The sequence below is a fragment of the Paucilactobacillus nenjiangensis genome, from assembly GCF_005405445.1.
Taxonomy (GTDB): domain Bacteria; phylum Bacillota; class Bacilli; order Lactobacillales; family Lactobacillaceae; genus Paucilactobacillus; species Paucilactobacillus nenjiangensis.
Genome location: NZ_BJEB01000072.1, coordinates 1 through 10,374, shown reverse-complemented (window position 1 = coordinate 10,374; position 10,374 = coordinate 1). Strand labels below are relative to the sequence as shown.

The 10,374-nt window shown below is 40.5% G+C and carries 11 protein-coding genes and 2 pseudogenes; 8 read left to right on the top strand and 5 right to left on the bottom strand.

Annotated features, from left to right (window positions below; genetic code table 11):
* The 3 genes and pseudogenes from FFM59_RS10355 to FFM59_RS09030 all read left to right on the top strand — a co-directional run.
* Positions 1-97, top strand: a pseudogene (locus tag FFM59_RS10355) (IS3 family transposase); the annotation flags it as partial.
* A gap of 148 nt (positions 98-245) precedes the next feature.
* On the top strand, positions 246-1,337 hold the full coding sequence (locus FFM59_RS09035; protein WP_137602712.1) for a glycerol dehydrogenase: 1,092 nt from the start codon (positions 246-248) through the stop codon (positions 1,335-1,337).
* Positions 1,338-1,357: 20 nt separating this feature from the next.
* Complete coding sequence (locus FFM59_RS09030; RefSeq protein ID WP_137602711.1) at positions 1,358-1,546, top strand: hypothetical protein; 189 nt, start codon at positions 1,358-1,360, stop codon at positions 1,544-1,546.
* A 49-nt stretch (positions 1,547-1,595) separates the two neighbouring features.
* On the opposite strand, the gene FFM59_RS10060 is transcribed toward FFM59_RS09030, so the two are convergent.
* The 5 genes from FFM59_RS10060 to FFM59_RS09010 all read right to left on the bottom strand — a co-directional run bounded on the left by FFM59_RS10060 (position 1,596) and on the right by FFM59_RS09010 (position 5,916).
* Positions 1,596-1,742 carry a hypothetical protein gene (locus FFM59_RS10060; RefSeq protein WP_170175978.1) on the bottom strand — a complete coding sequence of 49 codons (147 nt, stop codon included), beginning with the start codon at positions 1,740-1,742 and terminating at the stop codon, positions 1,596-1,598.
* Positions 1,743-1,761: 19 nt separating this feature from the next.
* On the bottom strand, positions 1,762-2,652 hold the full coding sequence (locus FFM59_RS09025) for a YitT family protein (protein WP_137602710.1): 891 nt from the start codon (positions 2,650-2,652) through the stop codon (positions 1,762-1,764).
* A gap of 208 nt (positions 2,653-2,860) precedes the next feature.
* Positions 2,861-3,139 (bottom strand): LPXTG cell wall anchor domain-containing protein, encoded by a 279-nt coding sequence (locus FFM59_RS09020; protein ID WP_170175976.1) that lies wholly within the window; start codon positions 3,137-3,139, stop codon positions 2,861-2,863.
* A 99-nt stretch (positions 3,140-3,238) separates the two neighbouring features.
* The gene (locus FFM59_RS09015; protein ID WP_137602709.1) at positions 3,239-4,723 is read right to left on the bottom strand and encodes a fibro-slime domain-containing protein; all 1,485 of its coding nucleotides are present in this window, start codon (positions 4,721-4,723) and stop codon (positions 3,239-3,241) included.
* Between the two features lie 146 nt (positions 4,724-4,869).
* A complete protein-coding gene (locus tag FFM59_RS09010; RefSeq protein WP_137602708.1) occupies positions 4,870-5,916 on the bottom strand; it encodes a KxYKxGKxW signal peptide domain-containing protein in 1,047 nt (348 codons plus the stop codon).
* Positions 5,917-6,585: 669 nt separating this feature from the next.
* Here FFM59_RS09010 and FFM59_RS10350 point away from each other — a divergent pair.
* The 5 genes and pseudogenes from FFM59_RS10350 to FFM59_RS08990 form a co-directional block, all read left to right on the top strand.
* Positions 6,586-7,275, top strand: a complete 690-nt coding sequence (locus FFM59_RS10350; RefSeq protein ID WP_307722430.1) for an ATP-binding cassette domain-containing protein — start codon at positions 6,586-6,588, stop codon at positions 7,273-7,275.
* Between the two features lie 120 nt (positions 7,276-7,395).
* Entirely contained in the window at positions 7,396-8,079 is a 684-nt protein-coding gene (locus FFM59_RS10345; protein ID WP_307722429.1) for an ATP-binding cassette domain-containing protein, read from the top strand.
* A gap of 69 nt (positions 8,080-8,148) precedes the next feature.
* Positions 8,149-9,084, top strand: coding sequence for an ADP-ribosylglycohydrolase family protein (locus FFM59_RS09000; RefSeq protein WP_170175977.1), 936 nt, complete (start codon positions 8,149-8,151; stop codon positions 9,082-9,084).
* A gap of 9 nt (positions 9,085-9,093) precedes the next feature.
* A complete protein-coding gene (locus FFM59_RS08995) occupies positions 9,094-9,423 on the top strand; it encodes a TetR/AcrR family transcriptional regulator (protein WP_137602706.1) in 330 nt (109 codons plus the stop codon).
* Positions 9,424-9,729: 306 nt separating this feature from the next.
* Positions 9,730-9,870, top strand: a pseudogene (locus tag FFM59_RS08990) (methylenetetrahydrofolate reductase); the annotation flags it as partial.
* Positions 9,871-10,374 lie beyond the last annotated feature (504 nt).

Here is a 10,374-nt window from a genome sequence, read left to right as displayed (position 1 = left end):
AGTTAGAGAAGGAATTACCTATTTCACTGAAAAATTTATCTCAGCGAAGAGAAATGACCTTACCGCAGCGGAATACCGTTTTGGCAAGGCCAACTAATTTTTATTATTTAATGTGTAAACTTGACAGGGCACAGTACCACCAGTAATTTGGCCTTTTTTGTTTGTTTCAAACTTGCCCAACTCCAGCATAAGTTTTACACTATATTTGTAAACGGTTTCACAAACAAACTTAGGAGGTAGTTAACATGGCACGTATATTCGCTAGTCCTGCTCATTATGTACAAGGTAAGGGTGTATTTAAAGATCCTAAACAGTATTTAACCTCACTCGGAAAAAATCCAATTATTTTGGCTGATTCTGTAGTTTGGAAAATTGCTGGGAATGACTTAAAAGCAACGCTAGAAAAATCAGGATTTACGGTCACTAAAGTTACTTTCCATGGTGAAGCTTCAGATGAAGAAAGTGCGAGAGTTGTTGCTGTCGGTAAAGAAAATGAATCAGATTTCATTATCGGTCTTGGTGGCGGGAAGACTCTTGATACAGCTAAAAATATTGCTGATCATTTAAAAGTACCAGTCGCAATTTTACCCACAGTGGCCTCAACCGATGCACCATGTTCTGCTTTATCAGTAATGTATACTCCTGAAGGCCAATTTAAAGACTATGCCTTTTATTCAAAGAATCCAGATTTAGTTTTGTTAGATACTGAAGTGATTGCCCATGCACCCGTTCGGACATTGATTGCTGGAATTGCTGACGCAATGGCTACTAATATTGAAGCCCAAGATGTCGCTCGTGGTCACAATGATTCGATGTTAGGGGCCAAACAAACTCTTGCTTCTTTGGCAATCGCTCAAACCTGTGCGGATAATTTATTTGCTCATGCTTCTGCTGCCGTGGCTGCGGCGGAAGGCCAAGTTGTGACACCTGCCTTAGAAACAATTGTTGAATCCAATACTTTGTTAAGTGGACTCGGCTTTGAAAGTGCTGGTTTAGCAGCTGCACATGCCATTTATAATGGGATGACCGTCTTAACCGGCGACATTGAAAGCTTAATGCATGGTGAAAAAGTCGCTTACGGTTATTTATGTGAACTGATGTTAGATAACGTGCCTGAAGAAGAATACAACAAGTTCTTAAACTTTAACCGGCAATTTGGCTTACCAACTACACTGGCAGACTTGAAAATCGATGGGATTGCTTATGAGGAACTATTAAAAGTTGGTGAACAAGCTACCATTCCTGGTGAAACCATTCATCAAATGCCTTTCGAAGTTACCGCCAGCGATGTCGCTGATGCCTTTGTCGCAGTTGATCAATATTCTAAAACTCATTAATTAAATTGTGAGGGAAAATTATGGACACTGAGTCACAATCAAATTTTGATTTATACCAAGAAATTCGTTATTCAGGTAGTTTGTCCGCCGGCATGCTGCACAATTTGGCCCGCAGGGAGTTAGAGCGTCGTGGCGCCAACGGTGATGACCAAGCGCAGATTATCTTGGAAGATTATTTGGACGAATTCAATTACAATTTTAAAAATTAAACAGAAAAGTCAGCATCGACGAAGATGCTGACTTTTTAAGTGGGACCAATTAACGAGCTTTGAAAAGTGAATGACAGATTTGGGACAGGGCAATAATAATGACAATGCCAATTACTTTTTCCAGGACATTAAAATGGCTCAGAAAAATAACTAGTAGAATTGCGATGATTTCAACAATAAAAATTAAATATTTCATAATAAAACTCCCCCAAGAGTTAACCCATAATTTTCTTCCACAAACTTTTATCTGGCTTGGCAAACGAGAATCCTTCACCAAGCGTCTCAGATGTATCACTTTCGGTGATGAATGCTTGTGGATCTATCTTTTTGATTAATTCGTAGACTGATGCCACTTCAGAGGGATCAACAACGGTGTAAACGACTTGTTGTTGATTTTTTGTATAACCACCCTTGGCATCAAATAGTGATGTTCCACGTTCCATTTTTTCCATAATTGCATCGGAGATTTCAACGGATTTGGAAGAAAAAATGAGGAATGCTCGAGCTGAGTAACCACCTTTTTGGGTGAAATTCAAAATTTGAGCAAAGACGAACGACATAATTAAGGTATACATCATGTGGACAATGTCTAAGTACACGAGTGACAAAAGTAAAACGGAAGCATCGAGCACAAACATCGTGCGGCCCATTGGAATATTTAATTTACGTTCTAAAACCAGAGCGACGACATCGGTACCACCAGTTGTGCCACCAAAGCGCATGATGAGTCCTAGCCCTAAACCACCTAAAATTCCGGCAATGATGGCAGCTATTAAAGCGTCATGATGTAGTGGTGGATTCATTGGAACAATTTGCCAAATCCATAACCAAGCTGACAAACTGACAATTCCAAACAAAGTATAGATAATTGAACGTCGGCCCAGTAGCCGGTAGCCGACGATTAATAAAGGAATATTTAAAATCAAAGTTGTGTAGGCTGGGTTCAGTCCGAATAATGCCCGAAGTATCAGGGTTATACCCGAGATTCCACCTTCGGCTAAATTGTTGGGGATATTCACGTTAATTAATGACCACGCGTAGAGGGCAGATCCAATTAAAAAAGCGAGTAAATCACGGAAACGAATGCGTTCTGCTGTTTTATTCATGTGCGGCCTCCTTGAAATTAGTTATATAAGAAGTATATCACTGATAACAGGGTGAGACATGCTCGACAGGTTTTGAAAGCAGACAAAAACACCATCCCCAGAACCTGGAGATGGTGTCGTTGCTGTTTGGAATAGTCAACGCAATTTTGTTGACTCGTTCACTTATTAAATACGTCAATTAAGCGTCAATTACGTTAAATCAGTTCAGTTATTTTTTCTTTGCTTTTGCTTTGACTGTCCGACGAAGTTTGAAGAGGACTAAAAGGTTAGTCATGGCCAGTAGAATGGCACCCCAGAGACCAGTTTGGGAACTAGAATCATCAGTTTGAGGGAGAACTGATGCTGCCGTGACCGGAGCTTCTTTAACTGAACTCTTAGCTGGAGTAGTTGCCATTGGAACTGGGGAGGTTGGAGTGACTTCAGCTTCTGGAGTTGGTGCTTCTGGGTCGACAGGTTGCTCGGGATCGACTGGTGTTTCAGGATCCACTGGTTTCTCTGGTTAAACGGGTTTTTCGGGGTCAATCGGTTTTTCTGGTTCTGGTTCGACATCATAGTAGAAGTAGACGTCAGTGATTGGTTGCACGATTTATACCGGGATGGTGTTGCTGTCGAGATCGATTAAGCGACCGTGACCAATTTGGTATTTGTCTAATTGGAAACCATATGATTCTAATTCGGCAATCCGATCAGTGACATCAGCAATGTCACCAACTTTAACTGCATCGTTAGTCTCGGTACTCTGTACATGGACGTAGCCTGGATTAGTCGCTGATTCATCCCGAATTTCCGGGGTAGTTAAATCAACGGGTGTATTCACGTCATCCAAGTAGACGGTTTCTACAATTTCTTTATTGCCATCGGGGGTTAGATGATGGATGTAAAGAACGGCGGCAGTTGATTGCCGAACACCATAATCTGAACGGGTCGCGAACGAATAATTAGTAGTTTCGTTGGTTGCATAAGTCCGCTGATTTCCAGCGTAAACGTATTTTTCTTCCCCCGGAGTAGTTTTAACTGCAACCTTTGATTGAGTGGCATAGTAGTATTGTGGAATTTGCAAGTTAAAGGACACCTTCAAGTTGGATAGGTTGTTCCCACGTTCCATATAGAAGATATTCATTTTATGTTCCTTACCAGCTTCCTTCCAATCAGCACCAAAGATGTCTGCCATGTTAGTTTTTTCAGTCGTCTTACCCACGGTAGCGATAATAGCACCAGTATCAAAATTAATCGATCCAGTCATTGCATCATGTATACCGCCCAAATCAAGCGCTAAGGTACCATCAATATAGAGCCAGAAATCATCGTCTCCACTGAAATTGAAGACCATGGGTGTCGTATTGCCTTCAGCATCCGTTATCATACCACCGATTGGTTGTACATAATCAGTTTCCATCGAGATGCCGAAGTAGTGGTTAACTCGGTTACCAGTCGTCTTTAAAGGAATGTCTTGTGTGGCAGAAAAATCTGCTGCTGCTCCATTTTTAAAGAAGTCGTCAACGGTATTGAATGGGAAGATTTGTCCACCATAGCTACCGGCTTTATTGGATAAATTATAAACTTCAAAGTTTCCGGTAGCCATATTAAAGTAAATATAGTTAGACGCACTATCGAAACTATAGCCACCACGACCGTCACTGGCAAACATTTTTAGTAGATCAGCATCGGCGATGGAAGCATAGCCAGCTGGATCACTAGTACTGTCAAATAGGTAACTGAGAGATTCTTTATTGCCGACTTTTAAGACTGGATAGCCGTCAGCGCCGAGGCTAGTTTCAACCATGCCGGGAGCATAGGAGTTGCCATCTGTATATTTGTTGTAGTTAGCAGCGCCACTGATACCGCCACCACCTGGAGAGAATTTGAGGGTGTGATTTTTGTTGACCCCTAAATCACTGAGGTCTTGGCCTAACTGCGTACCTGTCCCTTCGTAATTTTTTTCAGCATCTAGCCAATAATCCTTAATGCTGATTTTCACTCCTGGATTAATGGTATCAATAATTTGCAATTTATCGTTAGCTTTCATATCGGTCGCCGGGTTGACCAAAGGTTCGACTTCTTCATAAACCACGGCATCAGTTGGAATGTTATTCTTGTCTGTGTCTGTTTGAATTAGGTAAACTTCATTATCAATGATTATATAAGATTGATTTGTTTTGACAGCAGCCTGAATGGCTTCGTATATTTCAGTATTTCGGCCTTCATCGTCGGTAGCAACTAAATCGTCGCGCGCAACATATTTGGCAAATTCTTTTTTTCAGCGTCAGACAATTGAATTTGTGTTTTAATTACTGTTCCATCGCTAGCCGGTACATACGTATAATAACTACCAAGTTCATAGGTGACATTAGCCAATGAGTAACCGCTTTCATTTTCGACGTCATTTGGGTTGGCGTATTCGGTTGAGGCCTCTGTAGAAACATCAATGTAGTTGGTTGTAGGGATGTTAGTGACGTTATCGGTGGTGATTAAGATAAAGCTAGCACCTACGTAACTGGATTGTTGATCATAAGCGGCTTGCAAGTCTGCTGCAGTACCATTGTATGATACTGTTGATACCACATCTTTACCGAGTGCAGTTTGCAGGTCAGTCAATTCCGCGGTCGTCAGGTTTACAAATGAATAAGTGCCATTGACTTCAATCACGCGTTGAAAATGAGTACCATTGAAGGCAATCGTGTGAATGGTGTCATTCTCAGTGGCAGCGCTGGTTTCTAAATAATGGCGAATGGTTTCAGAATAAACATGATTAGGGTCTAAGCCAGCAGGCAAGGCACTGGCGTCGTCAGTCGTTTCGACTTTATAGTTTTTACCATCGTCGATAATGGATGGTGCTTGCGCATCCACCGCGCTGGAAATCGCATTTAAATCGGTGCTATATGTGGTACTAGTCGCACCAGCATTACTCGCTGCATTTACGGCAGCTTGTTCGGTATCTGTTAATGGAGTATAAGTGCCATCGGTATTTTGAGAATAATTGTTATTTTGTCCCTGATAATAGTCGACAACTGTTTCATTAGTGGCGGCTGGATTAACATCACTGGCTGGGATATATTCAGTGATGACGTCACCGGGCTGTGGTGCATTGGTTTCTGTAGTGACGGAAGTCGTCGTGGAAATTGTCGGATCAGTTGTGGAATCAGCTTGTGCAATGGTGGTGCCAACGATCATTAAGCCCCCAACGAGGGCGCATGCAAAGATCCATTTCTTGCCATCCTTGTACATCTTGTAGTTGGTTCGTTTCTGTTCACCTTGAATTTTCATGATTTTTCCTCCCTTTCAAACATAACGTTTGTGCTATGGTCAGAATAATAAAAAAGTGTGAAGAAAATATAAATTTATGTTCCAAAAGTGATAATAATCATAATATTATCATGATACTTACAAAAAGAAAGTGCTCTGATGAATACTTGTGCAGTACTTCGCAAGCTGGTCTAGACATTATAAAAAAATTGAAAATAAATTTTGAATTTGCAATAAAAACGATATTTTTGAAATAAAAAAGCAACATTCTTGAAAGAATGCTGCAAAAAAAATGCACAAAAAAACGACCACCATATTTAGTCGAGGGTGATCGTTATTAAACACTCAGTATTAGAGTGTGGCGTGATAAACACGCGACCAGGTGTATTTCAACCTGGTGAGGTTTGGCAACCTGTTGACAGTATACTATAGAATGCGGTGAATTACGAGTGCACGGTTGTGTTACGGTATAATCTTCGATATACCCAAAGTCTAAAGTAAAGGAAGTGATTTAAGTTGAAAATGTAATCGGCAAATTCAGAACAAACAACTGTACTCAATGAGTAGGGTTTATTCTATTGCAATTACATCTTTTTCTTAAATCGATAAATAAAAATTATGACACATGTTCATAAGCATCACGAAACATTAATAGAATAAACCACTTATTGAACCAATGAGGTGAAATAAATGGGCACACTTAAAATACAAAATATGTCGTTTCGATATGATGGCATGACCAACGAATTATTTGCCGACGTTAATTTAGCGATTGATGAATCTTGGAAACTCGGATTAATCGGGCGCAATGGTCGTGGTAAAACGACACTACTAAACATTCTGAGAGGTCAATTAGACTATCATGGTTCAATCGAAACTAATTTAACCTTTAATTATTTTCCGGCGGAAGTTAGTAATCCAAATGAAACGACCGAACAAGTCTTACTAGCAATTACCCAGACGGATGTCTCTGAGTTATGGAAAATTCAAATTGAAATGGATCAACTCGGCTTATCGGATGCAATTTTGAGTCAACCGTTCAATCAATTAAGTCCGGGAGAACAAACGAAAGCACTATTAGCCGCATCCTTTAGTCAACCAGCTCAATTTGGCTTGATTGATGAACCAACGAATCATTTGGATGCGGCGGGCCGCGAAGTAGTCGCTAATTATTTGAAGCAAAAAACTGGGTTTATCGTGATTAGCCACGACCGGGCATTTTTAAATGCAATTATTGATCATATAATTTCGATTGACCGGACCCAACTCCAATTATTTGCCGGCAATTACGACACGTGGCAAGCGGCCTTTGATCAAAAAAATCAGAGTGAAGCACAACTGAAGTCAAAAATTGAACGTGAAGTTAAAACCCTCAATTAATCCGCCGAACAAACCAAATCATGGGCAACACAAGCCGAAAAAGGGAAAAATAAAAGCGCCCATCAAAACCAACAAGTTAATCTGGATAAAGGCTTTATTAGTCACAAGGCCAGTAAAGTGATGAAAAAAGCCCAAAATACGCTCAAACGCACGGAAGCGGGAATTGAACAAAAGCAACAATTGTTAAAAAATGTTGAAACGCCGCAAGTACTGACCCTTAACTACCACCCATTGAGCAAAACGTTCGTGACAGTGCAAGATTTGCAAGTTATCCGTGGGGAGCGTCAGTTACTTAACAGTGCCCTGAATTTTGAACTGAAACCAGGTGAACGCTTGGTATTACAAGGCTTAAACGGTAGTGGTAAATCCACGATTCTACATGCGTTACAAGGTGAGACGTTCTTAATTTCCGGCGGGACTGTGCATTGGGCACATCAAGTTAAAATTTCATATGTCAGTCAAACCTTTGATAATCTCTCCGGTAGCTTGCAGGAATATGCGGACCAGTATCACTTGGAACTCTCTGATTTACTTAACATGCTACGTAAATTAGGTTTCGAACGGCAAACTTTTCAGGTTGATCTATCGCAAATGAGTATGGGACAGCAGCGTAAACTCGCCATCGCACGGTCGTTATGTGAACCGGCCAATGTCTACCTGTGGGATGAACCGTTAAACTACTTGGATGTGATTACTCGCCAAGAAATCGAGACGTTAATTACTGAATCTCAGCCGACAATGATTGTGGTTGACCATGACACCACCTTCACCGAAGCAATCGGCACAAAATATCTCTCAATCTAGGGTGATTTCGCTTCCATTATGGATAAAACTTGTACTATAATTATTGCCGGGGATAATGGGGTGAAAATTATGACACAAGAACAAATTAAAAATATTTTATACGCCGTAATCGTGGGGGATGCGCTGGGTGTGCCAGTTGAATTTAGTCAACGCGACACGTACTTTGTTGATGAAATGACTGGTAATGGTACCTGGGACCAACCAGCTGGCTCATGGTCTGATGACAGCTCCATGACGCTCGCGTTAGCACAAAACCTCGTTGCACAAGGATCTTATGATGATTTAATGCAACGTTTTGCCGGCTACGTCTACGATGGTAAGCTCACACCAAATGGAGAAACTTTTGATGTTGGCAATACCACCAATCAAGCAGTTCAAAACTACGAGCGCCATCACATGGCACCATTAGATTGCGGGGTCGAAGACGAAAATGCTAATGGTAATGGTGCGATTATGCGGTTAGCACCGTTAGCAATTGAGTTAGTCGGACAAGAAGATTTGAACACACGGCTAAACATCATCACTGAATACACATCGTTAACGCATCGCCATCCGCGAGCCATCGTGGGGAGCTTAATTTATGTCGAAATGCTTCGTGAATTACTGTTAGGTGCAGATTTACCAAGTGCCTTAATGAACGTTCAAAGCGAATTAACAACTTCTAGCTTGGATCAACTGTATTTAAATGAATTTGTTTACTATGAACGAATTTTTGACGGTGGTTTTAAAGACTTACCCGCCGATGAAATTAATAGTACCGGCTACGTGGTCGACACCTTAGAAGCAGCTATCTGGGTGGCGCTGAATCATTCTGACTTCCAAGATGCTGTTGTTGCGGCGGTTAATTTAGGCGAAGACACGGATACAATTGCCTCGATTGTCGGCGCAATTGTTGCGAGTGCAACAGAGTCAATTCAGATTCCAGCCAATTGGAGTGGAGCCATCCAAAATCGAACTTTAATCGACGAAATTGTGGAACCATTTGCACAGAAATATTCTGCCTAGGAGAAGACTATGAAAGATGTCAGAATCTACAAAACTTTACGTGATATTCGACAAGCTTTCTTTCAACTATTAGAAAGTGATGGATTCAGAAAAATTACCATTGGTAAAATTTGTGAGGTAGCGCTGGTTTCAAGATCGACATTTTATTCTCATTATCAGGATAAGTATGATTTACTCGAAAAATTATTGGATGAATATTCCGCCCTTTTTAATCAACTAGCTAAGCAAAGGGCAGATGCAATTTTAACTGCTCAATTGAATGTGTTATCAGTTTCTGAGATTACAAATGCTTTTAAAAAAGCATCAATCCGAGATCAATACGCTTTTGAAAGTTCATGAAGAAGGCCTAGATTTACATGCTAGGTGGGAACAGAGCTTAGATACACTATGGGTTGAGGTTAGCAAAAGTCGAATCAAGCAAGAAGTTCCCTTGACATTTTTGAGTAAAATTAGCTCGTCATTGATTATTTCTTATATTGAGTGGACATTAGCTAGCGATGAGGAGACAGATGCTCCATCCAAATTGATGGAATCTATTTTTACAACTATTTACAAATAAACCGTACAAATATTGTCACAGTGTTCGATTTCGAACATGGTGGCTTTTTTTGATTATTGTTAATCCTGTAATTCACCAATAGAATAGTTGATGAAAATGGGATTGCCTATGCTGTTGATCAAATTGTTGATTTATTGGCTGAAGGTATTGATGGTATTCATTTATATACCATGGACAACCCTGTTGTTACGAAACGAATTTGTGAAGCGATTAGAGCAATGGTATAAAGAAGTGCTTTTCACAGTGGGTAGCTTCGAAGCATTAGCAATAAACAACGCAATGATTAGATCTTAAATCAATGTGTTGTTTGAGCTAAGTGACGAAGTTGCTGTGAAAAGCATGACAAAAAAGAAGAGCGTGAACCCAGCTGGTCAGCTTGTGAGCAACTAACGATGAATAATTAAAGTGCACGGGGTTATGTGTGCTTAATTATTTGAGTTAGGTGATCAAGTTAGATGGGTAAACGCGTTTCTGTTCGTAAAGTTGGGTAATTTCTTACACGAAAAATATTGTCAGCGTTATGCTGACCGTTGAAATAAAATCATAAAAATCTGACTAGAAATAGTCAGATTTTTTGTGTTTTTGCGTCTTTAGACCTGGTTGAGCACGTCAAGTGTGCGAAACAAAAAACCACCTGCTATGCGGGTGGAGAGTAAATGGGTTATACAAAAATGCCCCCATCAGATTTAGAATGAAGGTGTCGAAGCCAACATAAAAAATCGAAAGGGAGC

Coding starts and splice junctions, on each gene's coding strand:
- FFM59_RS09035 (WP_137602712.1), top strand. CDS start 246: ATGGCACGTATATTCGCTAGTCCTGCTCATTATGTACAAGGTAAGGGT.
- FFM59_RS09030 (WP_137602711.1), top strand. CDS start 1,358: ATGGACACTGAGTCACAATCAAATTTTGATTTATACCAAGAAATTCGT.
- FFM59_RS10060 (WP_170175978.1), bottom strand. CDS start 1,742: ATGAAATATTTAATTTTTATTGTTGAAATCATCGCAATTCTACTAGTT.
- FFM59_RS09025 (WP_137602710.1), bottom strand. CDS start 2,652: ATGAATAAAACAGCAGAACGCATTCGTTTCCGTGATTTACTCGCTTTT.
- FFM59_RS09010 (WP_137602708.1), bottom strand. CDS start 5,916: ATGAAAATTCAAGGTGAACAGAAACGAACCAACTACAAGATGTACAAG.
- FFM59_RS10350 (WP_307722430.1), top strand. CDS start 6,586: ATGGGCACACTTAAAATACAAAATATGTCGTTTCGATATGATGGCATG.
- FFM59_RS10345 (WP_307722429.1), top strand. CDS start 7,396: ATGAAAAAAGCCCAAAATACGCTCAAACGCACGGAAGCGGGAATTGAA.
- FFM59_RS09000 (WP_170175977.1), top strand. CDS start 8,149: ATGACACAAGAACAAATTAAAAATATTTTATACGCCGTAATCGTGGGG.
- FFM59_RS08995 (WP_137602706.1), top strand. CDS start 9,094: ATGAAAGATGTCAGAATCTACAAAACTTTACGTGATATTCGACAAGCT.